The sequence below is a fragment of the uncultured Parasphingorhabdus sp. genome, from assembly GCF_963975735.1.
Lineage (GTDB): Bacteria > Pseudomonadota > Alphaproteobacteria > Sphingomonadales > Sphingomonadaceae > Parasphingorhabdus.
Window position 1 is genome coordinate 690,521 of record NZ_CAXBIA010000001.1, and the last position, 18,569, is coordinate 709,089.

Sequence of the window (18,569 nt, forward strand, 5' to 3'; positions counted from 1 at the left end):
GAATGCGTCAATGGGGACGCTGTAATCAGAAAAGTCGGCTGCCGATCGGAACCTCGATATCCGGTTTGAACAGGACAACATGACCGGAGGAATCCGGGAAACCCAGAGTGAGAACCTCGGACATGAATTTGCCGATCTGGCGGGGTGCAAAATTGACGACCGCCGCAACTTGGCGATCCAGCAGTTCCTCGAGCCGATAATTTTCGGTGATTTGCGCTGATGACCGCTTGGTACCGATGACCGGACCGAAATCGATCAATAATTTATAAGCCGGCTTTCTGGCTTCGGGAAATGGTTTCGCCTCGATAATCCGGCCTACGCGAAGATCCACCGAAAGAAACTGATCGAAGGTGATTAGCTCACAGGCGGGTGCGTCAGGATCGTGGCTTAGATGCATCGCATATAATTAGGCATCATGCTTTCACCACACCAGCAGTTTTTAAGCATGCTTCAATTCTTGTTGAAGCGGGAGATGCTTATTATACTCGCATTAAACCGATAGGTAAGATGTCGCCTTTCCAAAGGTCTTCGCTGGTTCCTGAAAGCCGTCGTTGCCTGAACTGCACGCGCTCGAGAATTGATGGCTCTAGCTAGGGGGTTGTTGGCCGACCGGTATTGCGTATCGAATGCAGCTAAGCCGCTAGTCGAGCGATCAATCGAGTAAGCACGCCTTGTCTGCGTGATCGGACTGCTGGGCGCAGGAAACAAAATCAAGGTACAGAGCCGAGAGACAATGAGTTTTCCTGATTATCGAAAGATCAAGGAAAGTCCTCTGGCGTCATTGAAATTACCAAATCAACGAAGCTTTTGATTGCCAATCTTTCGAGTCCAACCAGTTTGTCCGCAAACGGTTTTTCGGTTCCCGTAAAAACGGTTATGCCTTCCATAGATGCCGAGAAGAACAACGCGTGCAACGCTTCCGCAATATCGATGCAAAACCTGCCGACATTTCGATTTTCAGCGTCATCTTCGCCAATCAGCTAATATGCAACATCGATAGCGATCCGCAGCGTGCGTGGACGGAGCGGCGTCAGATAGCCATCGCTGCCCGGGACGAAGGGGGTCCCCAGGGCAAAACGATTGCCACGCGAATCCAGCAGGTTGGTTACGGTCAAGGTCAGTCCACGCGCTTCGTTGCCGATGCGGGCTGCAAAGCCGCTATCGACATAATCTCCTTGCCCGCCACCCAGTTTCGGTCCGATTCCCAGCCGCGAAGGACCTACATAACTGGCCCATCCCTGAATGCGGAAATCCTCGTCGCCCAGAAGTGTCTCATAATTGACCGACCCGCGCATGGCATGACTGGCGACATTGGGTATGCGGCCAAGCCGCCCGGAAGCGGGGATGACAACTGGTGATGACAAATCGGCAGCCGGGCCGCCGAATATCACCGAAGCCAAGCGTAATTCAGAGGATAGTTGAGTGACGCGGCTCCAATTATATACGCCACCGAGTTCAAGCGACAAACCGGTCAGCGGTCTCGCTGCGACGGAACCCGAGATGCTGGTAATCTTGCCATCTCCGATATTCGCCGTCGTCGGGAAACCGTTGGTATCGATATAATCCGCCTGAATATCGCGCCAGCGGCTGTGCGAGATGGAGATCGTGGCGTCGAACGGGGTGACCCCCTTGCGCCCGAACCGCATGCCGGCATCATAAGTGGATACATGATCATTGCGAAAGCGCTGAACAAAATTGCCGTCAATCGACAATCCACCAGGGCGGAATCCTTCCTGATAGCGAGCATAAAATGTCGCATTCCTGCCCAAATTCGCAAGCAAAGACGCAGACGGCAACAGATCCTGCTCTTTGCGATTGGCTGTTACCGCGCGCCCGATTGCACTGAAAGCCAGCAGCGCATCTACGTCCTCGCCCGTGCCGCCGAGTTCGGCATGGGTGTAGCGCAGGCCACCGGCTGCGACGATATCGGGCAGCAGTTCGACCGATGCCTCGCCATAGGCACTAAATTCCGTGATCTCGTTGGAGACACCGGAAATTGCCGTGCTCATGGTTTCTCCACCAAAGGCCCGTGTCTGGCGCGTTTTATTGTCGACGAAGCTCGTGCCGAGCACCCAGCCCAGCCCGTTCCGGAACGGACGCGACAATCTGGTTTCGCTGGAAAACATCCGTGTTTCATTTTTCTGGTCAAAGATACGGGGCGTATCGTCGACCAGGCTGGCGTCGAACCGCTCGAAAAGATGGTGATCAACATAGGCATTGGACGACTGGAATTGCAGATCACCCCAGTCTTTCATGAGTACCATCATCGCCGATCCGTAGCGCGCCTTTGCCCCCTGTTCGACGAGACTGCTGCGGGTTAGCGGCGGTGCATCCTTGTCTGCATATTGTGCATCCTCAGCGGTTATCCTTTGATAGATGCCGCCCAGGTCTATCGCCCAGCTGTCGCCCAGATCGAGGCGAAGCGTACCGCGCCCTCCGCGGATATTGGTCCGATTGATATCGTGCAGTCCGAGCCGGGGATTGTCGATATAGCCACCGTCGCTTACCGAATAGCCTACCAGCCGCAACGCGTGGCCGCTTTCTCCGATGGGAATATTTGCGGTCGCTGATATATCGCTCCCCGGCGCGCCGTGCTGAACCAGCGAAACACCCGCAGATGCCATCAATTTTGTGGCAGAGGCATCGGGTGCCTCCGGTATCGTCCGGATAATGCCACCCAGCGATCCTGCGCCATATAATGTGCCTTGTGGCCCTTCGAGCACTTCTACCCGCTCGATATCATATAGCCGCAAATCGGGGTCTGGCGCGTTGTAGCTCAACCGGATGTCACCCAGATACTGCCCGACGGTAGCCTGGGTCGGTCCGGTAAAACTGGAATCGGCGATGCCCCTGATGAACAGCTTGTTGCGGCCGCTGCCGAGATGGGTGGACGATATCGTCGCCATGCGCGACAATATCGAGTCCATGCCCCGCTCCCCGCCAAAAGCCAGATCGCTACCGTCCAATATGGTGACAACCCCCGCATATTTGACATATGGGGTGTTGATCTTGCTGGCCCGCACAACGATTTCTTCTGCTTGATCTTCAACACTATCTGGCGGCGCGCGCGGGGCACTTGATGATGTTTTGGCGTGCGATTTCGTCCGGCGGCCAGCGAGTTTTGTCCGGGTCGGCCGCCGCTCTATCCGCCAACTGGTGACACCCACTTTGACCGCGCGGGCATCGGTGCCTGAAAGCATGCGATCCAGCGCTTTTTCCGCGCTCATCCGACCGCGCACGGGTTTCACAGGGCTTTGCCAGAGCTTGGCATCGGCGACGCTGATGCTGATGCCCGCCTGACGTCCCAGCAGCGGGAGGCTTTGCAACAATGTTCCGCGCGGCAATTCAATCGCGCGCGATTCATCGCGCGCCGCGACGGGCATCGCGAACGACAGCAACAACAGGGCGGAGAACAGGCGGGTAATCATCTTAGCGGGTCAGCAACCATCCTTCCGTCTGTTTTTCTGCACGAATGCCGGCCAGGGCAGTCAGATCGTCAATCACCCGCTGCTTGTCATCGCTGACGAGCAGTGCGCCACGGAAGGGCAGGGCGGCGACATTGGACGAGACAGAGATTTTCAGGCCGGCCGTCCTGCCAAGATCCTCTGCAACTTCCGCGATCGACGCGCCATTGTAGACAAGCTGTCCTTTGCGCCAGCCGCCGATGCTGTGAGTGGCGATCGCCTGTACTCTCGGACGGCCACCTGCATCCGATGCTTCGATGCCATATCCGGCATTCAGCCGGATATTTTCCCGGTCTGGATTGTAGAGGACAAGACCTTCCGACACGGCAACACTCAACGCATCGCGCCTACGGATGACATTGAAGGCTGTTCCCATATCGACAAGCCTTGCCTTGCCTGCCTCGACCATGAACGGATCGTCCTCGCGATGAACGACATGAAACATCGCTTCGCCACTTTCGAGCCGCGCAAAACGTGGCCGGTCCTCGTCCAGTTCAACTATCGTTCCGCCATTGATCTCGATCCGCGAACCATCTGCAAGCGCTACGGTCCGGTGCTCTCCGGCATCGGTCTCGATACGGGTGGCGCCGCTGTTGAGCATAGATAAACCGACAATGCCGACCAGGGCAGCTGCTATCGCGCCGCCAAGCCATGTCCTGCGGCTGGCAATCATGGATCTTGCCGGAACTGCGGTTTCCTCGACAGGGTGCGGCAGATGGCCAAGATCCGCATCGAGACTGGCAAGCCGGTCATAGATGGCGGCATGTTCCGGGCCGAGTTCCAGCCATGTACTGAAACTTTCCCAATCGTCAAATGCAGGATCCCTTTGTCGGACCACCCAATCGATTGCTTGTGCTTCAACCGTTGAAGGCATGTCATCACTCATCGATTTGCCCCTTTATTGCGGCAAGCGCTGTATAGACCTTGCGCAAATCTGCCTCGACCGTGCTCAGGCTGACGCCAAGCCGGGTTGCTATGTCACGCTGGCTCATTCCTTCGATGCGGAAATAGCGGAAGGCCGCCGCCGCTCGTTCACCGAGTCTATTGATAGTTTCATCCACCCGTGCCAGCTCTTCCCGCGAAATGAGCGACCGTTCGATGGATGGATGAACCCGTCCGCTATCCTGTTCACCCCAGGCCTTCTCCCTCATTTCGGCGGCCCGTGCAGACCGGTAGCGGTCCAGCATGAGGTTGTTGGCGGCCCGGTACAGATAGGAAAGCGGGTGAGCCACAGGCCCGCTGGGCGATCCTGCAATGTGAACCCACAATTCCTGAAACACGTCTTCTGCACTATCGCCGGCGCCACGCGCTGCCAGAAAGCGGATCAGCTTTTCCCGATTTGCCAGCAGCACGGCTTCCATCCCGCGCGCGGTCTCAGATCCTCCATCCACTCTAGTCATAAATTGTTCGTTTCGGCCTTGGCGCTTCTTTTTCTTGATGCTCCATTTAGCGCATGAGCCATCGAGTGCGCCTCCCGCCGGGGCGATATATAACAACCGCATCGCACCGCGCAATAGCTGCGTACAGGGGTGAGCGGTGATCGAGGCAGGGGTGGCAAAAATGTCATTCTCCATTCTGTTTCAAAATAAAAGGCAAGGGGGGAAAGCAGGACTGGGTGCAAGTTCTCCCCCCTTGCAGTTTTGCTTAGGCGACTTCTCTATAGCCCGAGCCGTATGCTTGCGCGGACTGCTATTGCCGCATGATTTTGATGTTCTTCCACGGATACTTCTCCTCCGACCTGAAAGCCTGAATTGCCGGCAACGGCACGCAAACGGCCGACCCAGCCGCTCTGGCGTTCCTCGGGAACAAGAGTGAAAGGTGTGCCATTATTAAACTGGGCGACAGTGACGCCGAGCGCACCGCCAACAATCTGTCGACGACCCGCTTCCAGTTCAAAACGGTACCAGCCGTCATATTGATCAATCCCGCCGAGATCGAGCCCGAGCGCTACAGTTCCCGATACGGCAAGCTCATCGCTGTTCCGTTCAGCGATGGTCAGGTCGAGTGCGTCACCGCCACCCGTTTCGGCATAGCCGTCCTCTTTCAGCTTGTAATAGTCTACCGCAACGGTCGGACGGATCGAGAAATTGCCCGAGCGCAGGTCGTGGCCGACGGCACCGGATGCCGACCATAATGTGCCATCCCAGTCAGCGGTCATTGTCTTTGTGATCTCTTCGGTACCGAGCGTAGCGTTGAAATAGCGATAGCCGTCAAAATCGATTTTTGCGCCGGATACACGGGCATGGGCGAGCCAGTTTCCTGTGTTCAAACGCCAATAGCCCGCTAGCTCAAACTGGTTTGACCAGACTTCATTGCTGTTGCTGCCGTTACCATTTTTTCCGTTGAGATAAGCGATAGAGGCGCCGAAATTGCCGATGCCGGTCTTATGCTCGGCGCCCGCCGATATGCCCCAGCCCCCGACATCATAGCCGGCAGTATCGCCACGGCTTTTCGAAACACCCCATCCGGCCTGGGCCACCCAATAACCCCAACTGCCTTCATCTTTGAACGGGCCTTTGGGGTCGGCAAGGAACCGTGCGAGCGCGCGCGATCCCGAGGTGACATTTTCAAACAGGCCGCCTTCATGTTCGGGTAGCATCTGGCGGAGCTGGTGACGGAATTCTTCTCCATCGGCGATAGCCAGGAAAATGTCCTCGACATCTTCATCGTCGACCAGTGCCGCATAGGCTGCTGCAAAACCGCTTGCTTCAGAACGGTTGAGGCCCAGTTCTGCAGCGTCCTTGCGAGCGACGCTGACGATGACCTGATTGGTGTTTGCGCTTAGCGAGCCCTTGTAAAGAAAGGGCAGAAGCGTCGTTGATGCGGTCAAGTTGCTGGCGCCCGTAAGCGTCCCTGCCTGCAACACTATATGGTCACCCTCCGCGCTTTGGACATCGGACAGTCTGATTGCGAGTTTCGAACCGGTCGCAAAACTTGCACCTCCCGATATCTGCAGGGCGGTGTCGGTGCTGCCGCCAACGGTCACACCGAGCACGCCCTCTCCGGTAACGGCAAGGGAGGCGATCTGGGTAGAACCTGTAACATCCAACGTGCCACCCGATACTGAAACCGCAAGGCCCTGTGCATTGACCAGCGAGCCGGAAAAACGTGATGTGCCGGAAATTGTCAACATGTCCGCGCCGCCGCCGAAATCGGCAGTGCCACTGAATATCGATGTGCCGGCGAGCGCAAGCGTGTCGGCCCCGGCGCCAAAGCTGGCCGTGCCGCTGTAAGTGGCATCACCCGATAAATTAAGCCGGTTGTCGCCGGTTCCGAAACTGCTGTTGCCCGTCACACTGCCATCGGCGATGTCGAATATGTCGTTCCCGCCACCGAAGCGAATGTCGCCGGAGATGAAAGGCGCTTTGGCTGTTGCAGCCACTGCTGTCTGACGAACGACAGCGCCTGAATTATTTGCCGACAGGTCGATTGCGATGTTCCGGTCCGATGTCTTGAGCGCGCCGATGGCTGTAATTGCGCCGCTGTTTTCGACCAGGTCGAGATTGCCCGATTTGTCGATAATGGCAATGGCCGTTGCATCATCTCCGCCCGCTTTGGCGTTAATGGTACCGCTGTTGCGGATGGTCGGTACGTTTGCGCCAGCGCCTATCGAAACAGCGGTGCTGATCGACGTCGCGCTGCTGCCGCCGGTTGCCTCGATGATACCGGCATTGCGGATTTCCGGTGTGGTCGCGCCGGCACCGAATTTAATTGCAGTCGCCGATCCACCATTGGACGCGGCCTTCACTGAACCGGTCGAGCCAATGCCGATACCACCCTCGATCGTGACCGCGCCACCGAGCCCGCCTACTTGCAGGCCGTTTGCCTCGATGCCAGTATAGAGACCGCTGCCCAGAATGCCGCCATCAATGACCAGACCGAACCCTGTGCCGGTGCCTGCAACCGGACCAATGGTCACGGCGTTGCTTGTGTCGCCGATGCGCATGGCCGGGGCTGCACCATAGGAACGGACGAGAGCAGAACCCTCTTTCGAATCTTCGATGCCGTCATCATCTTCGTCATTGTCTGTGGCGCTGTTATCCTTTGGTGGCACAGCGAGAATGATGCCGCCGGTGACATTTCCTTCCACAGACAGTGCAGGTCCGCCCTGCAACAGGTCATCGGCGTCAAGCTTGGAAGTGTCTGAGGGTGGCGTTGTATATCGATAGCCGCTCGAGCTCAGTGTGCCCTGAACCACCAGCGCGCCGTTGACATTGCCGTCGATACGCGCCGCTACCGCATCCACGCCCTGCGCGGTGATTGTGCCTGCAAGCCGGATATTGCCGTTTACATCCTGCAAACCAACGCCAAGCGCACGGTCGCCAACCACGCTCGTCTTGCCGTCATGGACAAAATTGCCGGTCAATGTCCCGCCAAGACGAATGCCTGCCGAGTCATTGCCTTCGACGGTGATCGTTCCGCTATTCGTAATGTTGCCGGTGAAAGCACCCGCGGTTGCAATGCCTGTCCGGCCGGTTCCGATCGCAAAAGGGCCATCCAGATCACCGTCATTGTCGGAATCGGTCGGTGCGTAGGGTTCGTCAATGATGATCTTGCCGGACGCAGCATTGTTAATCGTGCCGGTAACGCCAGCGGTTGCCAGAATGCCGGTGGCATTGTTGGCATTGCTGATCTCTATCGTACCTTCGTTGGTCAGCTTGTTGTTGCTGTCGATGGTCACGGCACTGCCCGATGTCGGCTTGATCGAACCGGCCGACGTGATCTTTATGTCGTCGGCAGCGCCGGATTTGATCGTTGATGTGCGGACGGGGGTGGTCGTGGCTGTCGCGATGCTCGTTTCCGCCTGAGCGGGGATGGATATGACAGCGAACAGGCAGGTCGACCCGAGTAGATATTTGCGCATATAAATCCTCTTGTGAATGTCGGGATAAATTTCCCGTTGCAAACACAAGACGGAGTCATTCTTCTGCAGCCTTGATCAGAATCGATATTTTCGTCCTATTGAAAATTGCGACAAGGTTCTTGGCCGTTTTTTGCGTGCAGAGTGGGCATTCTAGGATCGGGAGTATTGTGAGATACTCGGGTAGCAAAATGGGGGATATTTCGGCCCTCCGGAAAAGAAATCTGGGAATGTCCGCTCAATGCGGACAGGAATGACCCCGCAGCAGAATTTTCAAACATCATATCCTAATTCTATCCACAATCCCCGTCTAATGGCCAAAACCAGTTCCTCCCCCAAAGGCAAATGCGGCGGCATCAATATTCAGCCTTGCATATTTGTTCGAGCAATAAATTTTGACGTTCAGCAGGCCTAAACATTCAGAAGAATATCTGTGCGTCATTGCGAACCGGTAATGTCCGCCAGATACGACGATCAATAGAAAGGTCAAATCCGTGACGCCAACCAAGATTGTAAAGACCGCCGTGACCGGACTGGTTAGTTGTTTCTTGTGCGTAGGCGCGAGTGCTGAAGTGCCGACGGAAGTCGATACGCCGGAACGTTTTTCAGTTCTCGTAACCTATGGGGAAGATAAATGCCCCGAGGCAGAGGGCGACGAAATCGTCGTTTGTGCCCAAAGGCCCGAATCAGAACGTTACCGTATCCCGAAGGAACTTCGCGAAACCGCAGAAGAAGAACAAGGCGGTGAACAGAGCTGGAGTTCGGCGGTCGCGTCCCATGACGAGGCAGCACGGCCAGGGCGCCCCAATAGTTGTTCGGTCGTCGGAACATATGGTTTTAGCGGCTGCCAGGCATCGATCATGCGCCGGTGGTTTGACGAGCGTTCCAATAGCGGGAACTAGGCCCGGAGCTTGTCCCGGCCATAGCAGTCGGTTCGAAAATACGCGGTTATCCAGCCCGTGAAAGCCGGCTTTAAAGTGACCGATTGTCAATCCGGGGCTTAGCCCTGTCGTCGGCTAAAGCTCGGATGATCCTGACGCCACAATTCCCGGTCGATGCAGTATCTAACGAAGTTCTGTTGCACGCTTGTAGGCGGCCCGCAGCGTGTTGCCGATCAATTCCGAATATTCCCTGTTACCGTTCAGCGCGTCTAGACCGGCGGCGGTGGTGCCGCCCTTGCTGGTAACGTTCGTGCGCAAATTCTCCAGAGACTGGTCGGATTGTAGCGCGAGCTCCAGTGTTCCGCGGACCGTACCCAGAACCAGGCTTTTGGCGTCTTCCTCACTAAATCCCAGTTCTTCGGCAGCCTCCACATAAGCGCGCAGCATCTCGAAAACATATCCCGGCCCGCTTCCGGCCACCGCTGTCAGGCGATCCAGCATATCTTCGCTGTCCACCCAGACGATTTCGCCCGAACATAAGGCGAGCCGTTCTATCTCGCTGGAGGCCGTTTCGGGGACAGTGCCATGGGCATAAAGACCGCTGACACCCTTGCCGATCATCGCAGGCAGGTTGGGCATGATCCGGATGACCGACCGTCCCGGCGCATGAGCGGCCAATTTTTCGGCCGAATAGCCAGCTGCTATCGAACTTATCACACCCGAAGGACTTAGCCGGGGCAGATAGGCAGGAAGCACGTCATCAATCAACTGCGGTTTTAGCGCGACGATTAGATAATCAAAAATTTCCTCGCCCAACTCTTCTACAGAACCAACCTGTAATACACCCTGCGGCAGATCGGGGCTGGCCGGGTCAGCCACGGTAAAATCATAATCGGTGTTGGCGGCCCATGCCTTCAGCAGCGCACCGCCCATGTTTCCGCATCCTAGGAGCAATATTTTTGTCAAATCAATCTCTTGCTGTTAGTGTTATTGAGGTCGAGCGATGTGCTTAGTATTCAAAATAGGCATGTCAACAAATGTTTGTTTATCATAGCTTTCATGCAAAATCAGATGTTTTGATCACTAAATTATTGCACTGGATAGGTTCAATCCCTACCTCCACGGATTAGTAATAAGGGCATCAGGTCACATGGTACAAGGTAAAACGATCGTTGTGAAAGTGGGCTCAAGCCTGCTTGCCAACGAAGAACGGCTCACGCCACGCTGGGCTTTCATGCATAATCTGCTGGAAGATATCGCCCGGTTGCGGGAAGGCGGAGCGAAAGTCATATTATGCTCGTCCGGTTCGGTTGCGCTGGGCATGAACATGATCGGCGAACGGCCCGAGACGGCTGGTCTGCGGGACAAGCAGGCTGCAGCCGCATGCGGTATGCCGCTTTTGCTCAATGCCTATAAGCAGGTCGCCCATGAATATAGTTTTGAAATAGCGCAGGTGCTGGTGACCTTGCGCGATCTGGAAGACCGTAAACGGTTCCTGAATACCAAGAATACGGTCGACCGGCTACTCGACGCCAATATCATGCCGATCATCAACGAAAATGACACGATAACGACCGAAGAAATCCGGGTCGGTGACAATGACCGGCTGTCTGCGAAAATTGCCCAAATGCTGCAGGCGGACGAACTGATCATCCTGACGCAGGTTGATGGCCTATTTGACAAGGACCCGTCGGAGCCCGGCGCCAAGCTGGTCGAGGAAGTTACCGATGTCTCGCCTTATCTGGCGGTGACCGAAGGGGTGAGCAGCCTGGGCAGCGGCGGGATGCTGACCAAGATACAAGCGGCCCATATGGCGCAGAATTCCGGTTGTGATACGCGGATCGCGCATGGAGAATATGAGCATCCGGTAACGTCCGTGTTGAATGATGAAAGACGTCATACAAGAATTCTGGCCAATGAACGGCCTGAATCCGCCTGGGCCAACTGGCTATCAGATCGTCTGCAGATGGCGGGGAGCATTGTGGTAACCGAGGAGACCGCCGAAGCGTTCAAAACAGGCCGACGGAATATTGGCCGGGAAGATGTGCTCTCGATTCAAGGGCCGTACGTCAAAGGCGATGTCATCCATATATATAATGAATCCGGTAACGAGCTGGCGCGAGGTCTGACCAATTTTTCGTCTGATGAAACCATGGCCCTGGCCCGGAACCCTGCGATGACGGCCTTGCAGCTATTGGGCTATAAAACCCTCGGCACGCTGATTACCGACAAGAATATGATCGTATTGGATGACCGGCACCTGACATGGGATTTGCCGGCAGATGAGGTTATGACCGAAGTCGCGCCCCAAAGCTAGATTTCGCCCACCTCGAGAATGGGGGCGGATTCGAGCTTGTTTGCTTCCATCATCACAGCGATGCGCTGGACCGACGAGATCAGCAGATTCTGTTCCCATGATTCGAGTTGTGACAAAGACAGCAAAAAGTCTTCTTGCAGCAATTCCGGTGCATTTTCGATACAGTCTCGACCTTTCTCGGTCAAAACTATCTCCACCGAACGTCGGTCATCCTCGCTTTTCTCGCGTGTAACCATTGCGGATTTTTCCAGCCGATCGACAATCGACGTCACCGTGGCATGCGATAAATGTACTGTTTTAGCGATGACCGACGGCTTTGCCCGGCCGTCCTTTTCCAATGCCTTCAAGAGTAGAAGCTGTGGCGTCGTCTGTCCGGTTTCTCTCTCCAGCTTCTTCGAATGCAAATCGATCGCGCGGTTAATCTGGCGCAAGGCCACCAAAAGTGCGTTTGAGTTTGACATAATAAGTCCAATATAGATTTATTGCGTCAATGACCTAGGTAATTGCAGATATTTTTTGACGATCGCTGGAATCCGTCCGCTCGGTATTGCTCTTAAAATGGGTCGTTTATGAATTGAAGTCTCAAGGACGGTCCCATTCTTTATATCGATCATTGCCGACGAAACCGACTTCTTCGACCCCCGCCCGTTTGATCATCGCTACGACCTGGTCAAATCGTTCGTATCGGGCCCGGGCGTCGGTTTCGAAATGGAGTTGCGGTTTCGCCGGATCACGCGCCATCATTTCCAGCCTGACCTGCAACCGGTCGCTGTCCATCGGTACATCGTTCCAGATCGCCGTCCCTGCGGAATTCAGGAGCAGTCTGTTGACATCGGGAGTGTTTGTTCCCTGTCCGCCGGTTGGCAGGTCTACCGGGACTTTATGGGTGACAGCCGGGACGGAGAGCATCAGCATCACCAAAAGAACCAGCAGCACATCGATTAGCGGTGTGATGTTGAGGTCGGCAAGGGGTTGCTCCATCGCCAGGTTTGCGGATTTCTGACGGAGATGCAGTTTTTTGGTGCGCATATAAATCCTCCTATGAAATGTTATAATATATCATGTAACATAAGATCAAACGGATTGCAAAAAGCTGCTTGCCTTATCAATCGAATAGGCCAAACTGCGTTCTATGTCGGAGGAACTGGAAGCAATGGGCACCGCTGTGGAAGGCGGTCTTTTAGCCAAAGCATTGGATGGACACAGCGCCGGATCAGCGGGTGACGAAGGTCCAAATTGCCTCAACTGCGGTGCGCTTGTGGCCAGCAGCTATTGCGGCAATTGCGGACAGCCGCTGCATGTTCATCGGTCAATCGGTGCTTTCTGGCACGACATATTGCATGGCGTGTTGCATTTTGAAGGCAAGTTCTGGCGGACCTTGCCGCTATTGGCCTGGAAACCGGGTGACCTAACCCGGCGTTACGTGCATGGCGAACGCGCAAAATTCATCTCGCCAATGGCGCTATTCCTGTTTTCCGTATTCATGATGTTCGCGGTCTTCTCCTTTCTTGGCGATCCTTTTTCAGGAGGAGATGAAACCGCCACGGATGGTGAATGGAGCATCGGTGTAGCCGAGGAGGCGGGGCGACTGGATGGACAGATCAGGGCGAAGACGGCGCAGCTAAATCTGGCTGACGGTGAAAACAGAACCAAGCTTGAGCAGGAGATTCTGAAACTCAAGAAGGGCCGCAATGTTATGGCAACGATGACCGGCGAAGAAATGCCATATCCCGCTGTCAAACTGGCTGATGGCGATATTGAGAACACCAATTTGTCAGACGATGATTTGTCTAGGATACAGGACGGACTGGACGATATCCAGGCCGGCAATGTGCTGACATCCGACAGCAGCATCAGTACGGGCGCTCCGGAAATTGACAAATGGCTCGCCGCCGCCGTCAAGAAGGTCACCGCCAACCCGGAACTGCTGCTCTACAAACTGAAGGCCAATGGCTATAAATTTGCGTGGCTGTTGATTCCCATTTCCCTGCCATTTGTTTGGCTGACGATCATTGGCCGGCGCGGTTACCATTTTTATGATCATGCGGTTTTTACCACCTATTCGATCAGCTTCATGTCGCTGCTCTTTATCTCCTGCGCGATTCTCGCCGCCATGGGCGTCCCTGGCGGCGTTTGGTCTGCCCTGCTGATCTTTTATCCACCATTTCATATGTACCGGCAACTGCGGCACGCCTATCAAATGTCCCGAACCGAAGCCTTGGTAAGGGTTTCGTTCCTGCTGGTCTTCACTGTCATCAGCCTGTCTTTGTTCTTCGCTATTTTGCTCGCTCTGGGTGTTTTGGGATAAAATCATGACCATGAATATTGATCGTCGGCAATTGATGGCGCTGGGCACATTTGGCCTCGGTGCGCTCAGCATGCCGGCTTCGGCGTCGCTGATGGGCGCGAAGGGTTTTACCCATGGGATTGCCAGTGGTGAGCCGTCACAGCGCTCTGTTCTGTTGTGGACCCGCTTTGTAGGTAATGGCGATGTCAGGCTTACGGCTGAAATATCCGCGAACCCCGATTTTGCCGGTGCCAAAATTGCGGGAGAGGTGGAAGCGCTGGTTGATCGTGACCATATCGCAAAGATAACGGTGCAGGACCTCGATCCAAACCATTGGTATTTTTACCGCTTCATTGCTCCCGATGGCTCGAAATCCGCGATCGGTCGAACCCGGACCTTGCCTGAAGGGCCAATCCCGAAATTCACAATCGGTGTGGTCGGCTGTTCCAATCTGCCCTTCGGCTATTTCAATGCTTATGCTCATGCCGCGCAAAATGCGGAACTCGACCTGATGGTTCATACCGGTGACTATCTTTATGAATATCCGGTTGGAACCTATCCATCCCAAGATCAGGCGCTGGCCGGGCGGGAGATAAACCCGGTCTCGGAAATGGTACAGTTGGCCGACTATCGCCTGCGCTACGCGGCTTATCGGAAGGATCCGGACCTCCAGCGCATTCATCAGGTGCTGCCGATGATCGCGATGTGGGACGATCATGAATTTGCCAATGACGCCTATATGGATGGCGCGGAAAACCATGACAGCAGTGAGGGTGACTGGGAGGTGCGCAAGCGGGTCGCCGAACGGGTCTATCGCGAGTGGATGCCGGTCAGCGACATGGAATATGGCAGTCCGCGCTGGAGCGAATATCAGATTGGCGATCTGGCGACGATTTTCATGACCGAAAGCCGGATCGGCGCGCGGACAAAGCAGCTCGATCTTGCGGCTGCGCTGAAAGGGCAGAAGGATATCCAGCAGGCGCTCGAATCCTTTCGGGACAATGCCTGGCAGGATCCGGCTTTGGAAATGATTGGCGGCGAGCAGGAGGCTTGGCTGACGTCCGGGATGCGCAAATCCAAGGCCTCCGGGACCAAATGGCAGGTCTGGTCACAGCAATGCGTAATGGGTGAACTCAAACTGCCGCAGGAAGCGATAAACTGGGTTTCCGATGATGCGCCGGCCTATGCCAGGGAACGGCTGGCGGTGGGGGCAATGGCGGCCAAGCTTGGTCTGCCGATCAACCTCGATAGCTGGGATGGCTATCCTAAGGCCCGCGAACGTGCTCTTGCCAGCGCCCAGCAAGTGGACGCGGACCTCGTTGTACTATCCGGTGACAGCCACAACGCCTGGGCGTTTGATCTTGCGACCAGTGACGGCGCGGCCGGTGTCGAATTCGCCGGGCATAGCGTGACCTCTCCGGGAATCGAATCCTATCTGTCAGGAGCCAGCCCCGCGGTCGCTGCGAAATCGCTGATCGAAACCAATTCCGCGCTGCAATGGACCGATACCGCTCAACGCGGTTATATGGCCGTGACGCTGACTCCCGAGAAAGCCACGTCGACATGGCATTTTCTTGATACTATCCGGGCGAAGTCCATTGCGCTGAGCGGAAGCAAAAGCCAGACGGTGTTGCGGGGTGCGAACCGGCTTCAGGCCTGAACGCTCCGCTATTTATGTAAAACCGTGAAGACCAGTTGTGGTCGTACCGGTCCAGCCCTGCATCATCTGCGGTCAACAAATTGCGCAAACCGCTCTCAAACGCTCGACATTCATATCAAAATTACGCAAAGCGGCGGTTCCCTATAACTAAAAGCTAGAAACGACCGATAATGTCCGAAGAATTTTACCGCATCAAACGCCTGCCGCCTTATGTCTTCGCTGAAGTGAACGCGATGAAGGCCGAGGCGCGAGCGCGCGGCGAGGATATTATCGATCTCGGCATGGGCAATCCCGATGGGATGCCGGCCAAGCATGTTATCGACAAGCTTTGCGAAACAGCCAATGATCCGACCGCGCACCGTTACTCGGCTTCGAAGGGCATCAAGGGGCTGCGACTGGCGCAGGCGAAATATTACAAACGCCGCTTTGACGTCGATCTTGATCCGGAAAGCGAAGTCATTGTGACACTCGGCTCCAAGGAGGGGCTGGCGAATCTGGCGCAGGCGATCACCGCGCCGGGCGATGTCGTACTCGCTCCCAATCCGTCTTATCCGATCCATACGTTCGGTTTCATCATCGCAGGCGCAGCCATCCGCTCGATTCCTGCTGCACCGGGACCCGATTTCTTTACCCGGCTGGAATATGCGATGAGCTATACTGTGCCAAAACCTTCAGTGCTGGTAATGGGCTATCCGAGCAATCCGACCGCCTATGTCGCCGATCTCGATTTCTACCAGAAAGTCGTCGATTTCGCGCGCGAGCACAAGCTTTGGGTGATCAGCGATCTGGCTTATGCCGAGATCTATTTCGGTGACACGCCGACACCATCGATGCTCCAGATTAAAGGGGCAAAGGATTGCGTGGTCGAATTTACCAGCATGTCCAAAACCTATTCGATGCCGGGTTGGCGCATGGGCTTTGCGGTCGGTAATCAGAAGCTGATCGGCGCCCTGACGCGGGTAAAATCCTATCTCGATTATGGTGCCTTCACGCCGATTCAGGTCGCCGCGACAGCAGCGCTCAACGGCCCGCAGGATATTATTGCCGAAAACCGTGCGCTATACAAAAAGCGCCGGGATATCATGGTCGAAAGCTTCGGCCGTGCCGGTTGGGACATCCCGCCGCCCGAAGCGAGCATGTTCGCCTGGGCTCCGATTCCCGAGCAGTTCAAGCATCTCGGCTCGATGGAATTTTCCAAACGACTGATTGCGGAGGCTGGTGTAGCCGTGGCGCCCGGCACCGGCTTTGGTGACGAAGGCGAGGGCTTTATCCGGCTGGCACTGGTCGAAAATGAACAGCGCATCCGTCAGGCAGCGCGGAGCATCAAGAAGTTCCTGAGCAAGGGCTGACGGGTTTGCGTACGCTGAATGGAGTCCGATCAGACGCCATTCAGCGTGATGCCTAGCCTTTCCAGAGCACCCGATAGAGATCGAAGCGGCGGTCTTTCAGATTCTGCACGGCGCCGGATTGCCGGCTGGTGAGCAGGCTTGTCATCGACAGGTCGGCAATTGCGATGGTTTCTGTGTTCGGAGCGGTATCTGCCGCGACGCCGTCTCGTGCGAACGGGAAGTCGGATGGTGTCAGGATCGCGCTCTCGGCATAGTGAATGTCCATATTCTCGACGTTCGGTAGGTTGCCGACCACGCCTGACATCACGACATAGCACTGGTTTTCCACCGCGCGGGCTTGGCAGCAATAGCGCACCCGCAAATAGCCGCGCCGTTCATCGGTGCAGAAGGGAACGAACAATATCATCGCGCCCTGATCGACAAGATGCCGCGCCATCTCGGGGAATTCGCTGTCATAGCAAATCATCACGCCGATCGGCCCGCAATCTGTCGGAATGGCTTCTGCGCCAAAGCCGCCCTTGATATTCCACCAGCGGACTTCGCTCGGTGTCGGGTGCAGCTTGTCCTGCGTATAGATCGCGCCGCTGCGCAGGAAGACATAGGATATGTTGCGGATATCGCCATTTCCCATGCGGGTCGGGTGGGAGCCGCCGATGATATTGATATGATAGGAAACCGCCAGCTTCTCCATCACTTCTTTGAACCGTTCGGTATATTCGGCGATTTTTTCAATCGCTTGAGCCGGGTCCAGCTTTTCGCCTTCAAGAGACAGCAATTGCAGCGTGAACAATTCCGGGAAGGTCACGAAGTCCGCGCCATAATCTGCAGCCACATCGACAAAATATTCGACCTGCTCTTCAAATTCGGTCTGCGAGGCAATCTTGCGCATCTGGAATTGCACGGTCGCAACCCGCACCGATTGCGGCAGACGGTCATGCGGGCTCTGCGTCACCAGCTTCGCTTCGACCGCCAGCGGGTTTTCCCAGAACATATGCACCGCGTTGCCGCCGGACGGCTTGTCGGTCGGCATATAGTCTTTCAAAATGCCGAGCGGCACGAAGCCCTGATTGAGCTGAAAATTGATTACCGGATCGCGGAATTGCTTGTCCAGAACCGCCGCCAGATAATCCGCTGGATCAGGAAATTTGCGCTTGCGCCGCTCGTAGCCGGGCAATCTGCCGCCAAAAATAATGCCTTTCAGCCCGAGATGCTGGCAGAGCTCCCGGCGGACCTTGTAGAAACGCAGGCCGATACGCAGGCGCCGATAATCGGGATCGACGCTGACTTCCATGCCATATAATATTTCGCCCGCCGGGTCATGCCGGGCAGCAAAGCCGCCACCGGTGATTTCCGCCCAGCTATGCGCCGCGCGGGCGGTTTTCTCGGATATCTGGAATGTTGCGCAATGGCCGACAATCTTGCCTTCATATTCCGCGACCAGCTGGCCATCGGCGAAATTATTGATCTGGCCACGGACTTCCTCGGCCGTATAGCCTTCGCCCTTGCCGTAAACTTTGCGCGACAGGGTCGAGATTTTTCTGGCGTCTTCCAGTTCCGCCATGCGGATGATGAGTTTTGGTTTTTCTGCGGTCATCCGCGCCCATTAGCGGGCTTTTAAACCTTGGGGAAGCTATGTTGTTAAAGCGATAGCCCAGCGCTCGATATTCGGTCGATAGATAATCGCGCCAGTCTGAAAGGAAACGGACGCAGGATTTTTTGCTGCTATGGTGACCGGACGGAACGCTTCCGG

General features: G+C 55.7%; 14 protein-coding genes. 5 read left to right on the forward strand and 9 right to left on the reverse strand.

The features are described from left to right. Positions 1-25: 25 nt before the first annotated feature. The 5 genes from AACZ86_RS03340 to AACZ86_RS03360 all read right to left on the reverse strand — a co-directional run bounded on the left by AACZ86_RS03340 (position 26) and on the right by AACZ86_RS03360 (position 8,328). Entirely contained in the window at positions 26-397 is a 372-nt protein-coding gene (locus AACZ86_RS03340) for a tRNA-binding protein (protein WP_339689294.1), read from the reverse strand. A 583-nt stretch (positions 398-980) separates the two neighbouring features. Then, complete coding sequence (locus AACZ86_RS03345; RefSeq protein WP_339689295.1) at positions 981-3,428, reverse strand: TonB-dependent receptor; 2,448 nt, start codon at positions 3,426-3,428, stop codon at positions 981-983. A 1-nt stretch (position 3,429) separates the two neighbouring features. Further along, complete coding sequence (locus AACZ86_RS03350; protein WP_339689296.1) at positions 3,430-4,350, reverse strand: FecR domain-containing protein; 921 nt, start codon at positions 4,348-4,350, stop codon at positions 3,430-3,432. After that, positions 4,343-5,038, reverse strand: coding sequence for an RNA polymerase sigma factor (locus AACZ86_RS03355; RefSeq protein WP_339689297.1), 696 nt, complete (start codon positions 5,036-5,038; stop codon positions 4,343-4,345). Before AACZ86_RS03355 ends, AACZ86_RS03350 begins: the two co-directional genes overlap by 8 nt. 83 nt (positions 5,039-5,121) lie before the next feature. Further along, the gene (locus AACZ86_RS03360) at positions 5,122-8,328 is read right to left on the reverse strand and encodes an autotransporter domain-containing protein (protein ID WP_339689298.1); all 3,207 of its coding nucleotides are present in this window, start codon (positions 8,326-8,328) and stop codon (positions 5,122-5,124) included. A gap of 491 nt (positions 8,329-8,819) precedes the next feature. On the opposite strand from AACZ86_RS03360, the gene AACZ86_RS03365 reads away from it, so the two are divergent. Continuing rightward, positions 8,820-9,227, forward strand: a complete 408-nt coding sequence (locus AACZ86_RS03365; protein ID WP_339689299.1) for a hypothetical protein — start codon at positions 8,820-8,822, stop codon at positions 9,225-9,227. A 162-nt stretch (positions 9,228-9,389) separates the two neighbouring features. Here the strand turns inward: AACZ86_RS03365 and AACZ86_RS03370 are convergent, their stop codons facing one another. Continuing rightward, positions 9,390-10,172, reverse strand: a complete 783-nt coding sequence (locus tag AACZ86_RS03370) for a pyrroline-5-carboxylate reductase (protein ID WP_339689301.1) — start codon at positions 10,170-10,172, stop codon at positions 9,390-9,392. Between the two features lie 184 nt (positions 10,173-10,356). Between AACZ86_RS03370 and proB the strand changes: the two genes are divergently transcribed. Then, positions 10,357-11,523, forward strand: coding sequence for a glutamate 5-kinase (gene proB, locus AACZ86_RS03375; RefSeq protein ID WP_339689302.1), 1,167 nt, complete (start codon positions 10,357-10,359; stop codon positions 11,521-11,523). Here proB and AACZ86_RS03380 read toward each other — a convergent pair. Then, a complete protein-coding gene (locus AACZ86_RS03380) occupies positions 11,520-11,960 on the reverse strand; it encodes a MarR family transcriptional regulator (RefSeq protein ID WP_339689303.1) in 441 nt (146 codons plus the stop codon). The genes proB and AACZ86_RS03380 overlap by 4 nt on opposite strands. 145 nt (positions 11,961-12,105) lie before the next feature. After that, on the reverse strand, positions 12,106-12,552 hold the full coding sequence (locus AACZ86_RS03385) for a biopolymer transporter ExbD (protein WP_339689305.1): 447 nt from the start codon (positions 12,550-12,552) through the stop codon (positions 12,106-12,108). Positions 12,553-12,655: 103 nt separating this feature from the next. Between AACZ86_RS03385 and AACZ86_RS03390 the strand changes: the two genes are divergently transcribed. The 3 genes from AACZ86_RS03390 (at position 12,656) to AACZ86_RS03400 (ending at position 16,819) form a co-directional block, all read left to right on the forward strand. After that, positions 12,656-13,831 carry a DUF3667 domain-containing protein gene (locus AACZ86_RS03390; protein ID WP_339689306.1) on the forward strand — a complete coding sequence of 392 codons (1,176 nt, stop codon included), beginning with the start codon at positions 12,656-12,658 and terminating at the stop codon, positions 13,829-13,831. 4 nt (positions 13,832-13,835) lie between these two features. Continuing rightward, positions 13,836-15,470: an alkaline phosphatase D family protein gene (locus AACZ86_RS03395; protein WP_339689308.1), complete on the forward strand. Its 1,635-nt coding sequence runs from the start codon at positions 13,836-13,838 to the stop codon at positions 15,468-15,470. A gap of 170 nt (positions 15,471-15,640) precedes the next feature. Further along, positions 15,641-16,819 carry an LL-diaminopimelate aminotransferase gene (locus AACZ86_RS03400; RefSeq protein ID WP_335652772.1) on the forward strand — a complete coding sequence of 393 codons (1,179 nt, stop codon included), beginning with the start codon at positions 15,641-15,643 and terminating at the stop codon, positions 16,817-16,819. Between the two features lie 52 nt (positions 16,820-16,871). Here AACZ86_RS03400 and AACZ86_RS03405 read toward each other — a convergent pair whose 3' ends face one another. Beyond that, positions 16,872-18,413, reverse strand: coding sequence for a bifunctional GNAT family N-acetyltransferase/carbon-nitrogen hydrolase family protein (locus tag AACZ86_RS03405; protein ID WP_339689311.1), 1,542 nt, complete (start codon positions 18,411-18,413; stop codon positions 16,872-16,874). Positions 18,414-18,569 lie beyond the last annotated feature (156 nt).

Coding starts and splice junctions, on each gene's coding strand:
- AACZ86_RS03390 (WP_339689306.1), top strand. CDS start 12,656: ATGTCGGAGGAACTGGAAGCAATGGGCACCGCTGTGGAAGGCGGTCTT.
- AACZ86_RS03350 (WP_339689296.1), bottom strand. CDS start 4,350: ATGAGTGATGACATGCCTTCAACGGTTGAAGCACAAGCAATCGATTGG.
- AACZ86_RS03400 (WP_335652772.1), top strand. CDS start 15,641: ATGTCCGAAGAATTTTACCGCATCAAACGCCTGCCGCCTTATGTCTTC.
- AACZ86_RS03345 (WP_339689295.1), bottom strand. CDS start 3,428: ATGATTACCCGCCTGTTCTCCGCCCTGTTGTTGCTGTCGTTCGCGATG.
- proB (WP_339689302.1), top strand. CDS start 10,357: ATGGTACAAGGTAAAACGATCGTTGTGAAAGTGGGCTCAAGCCTGCTT.
- AACZ86_RS03360 (WP_339689298.1), bottom strand. CDS start 8,328: ATGCGCAAATATCTACTCGGGTCGACCTGCCTGTTCGCTGTCATATCC.
- AACZ86_RS03395 (WP_339689308.1), top strand. CDS start 13,836: ATGACCATGAATATTGATCGTCGGCAATTGATGGCGCTGGGCACATTT.
- AACZ86_RS03405 (WP_339689311.1), bottom strand. CDS start 18,413: ATGACCGCAGAAAAACCAAAACTCATCATCCGCATGGCGGAACTGGAA.
- AACZ86_RS03340 (WP_339689294.1), bottom strand. CDS start 397: ATGCATCTAAGCCACGATCCTGACGCACCCGCCTGTGAGCTAATCACC.
- AACZ86_RS03385 (WP_339689305.1), bottom strand. CDS start 12,552: ATGCGCACCAAAAAACTGCATCTCCGTCAGAAATCCGCAAACCTGGCG.
- AACZ86_RS03355 (WP_339689297.1), bottom strand. CDS start 5,038: ATGGAGAATGACATTTTTGCCACCCCTGCCTCGATCACCGCTCACCCC.